The 351-nt window shown below is 52.7% G+C and carries 2 tRNA genes; both read left to right on the top strand.

The features are described 5' to 3' along the window. The first annotated feature begins 194 nt into the window (after window positions 1–194). Window positions 195–269: transfer RNA gene (locus OGY07_RS01870), tRNA-Gly, on the top strand. A gap of 5 nt (window positions 270–274) precedes the next feature. Continuing rightward, window positions 275–350, top strand: a tRNA-Thr gene (locus tag OGY07_RS01875). Window position 351 lies beyond the last annotated feature (1 nt).

The raw sequence follows: 351 nt of genomic DNA on the forward strand, positions 1-351 counted from the left end.
GGTTCCCGAGCGGCCAAAGGGAGCAGACTGTAAATCTGCCGTCACAGACTTCGAAGGTTCGAATCCTTCCCCCACCACCACTTTCTGGCAGCGAATGCTGTCTGAGCTGGTTAAGAAAATAATCGGCTCGAATGAGAAAAGAGACTCGTCTCTTTTTTTGTTACAGAAAGAACTGGGTAGCCGAGTTTCAGGATGCGGGCATCGTATAATGGCTATTACCTCAGCCTTCCAAGCTGATGATGCGGGTTCGATTCCCGCTGCCCGCTCCAGACGTGCTGATATGGCTCAGTTGGTAGAGCGCACCCTTGGTAAGGGTGAGGTCCCCAGTTCGACTCTGGGTATCAGCACCAC

The organism is Citrobacter sp. Cs237 (assembly GCF_030332325.1).
GTDB lineage: Bacteria > Pseudomonadota > Gammaproteobacteria > Enterobacterales > Enterobacteriaceae > Citrobacter_A > Citrobacter_A sedlakii.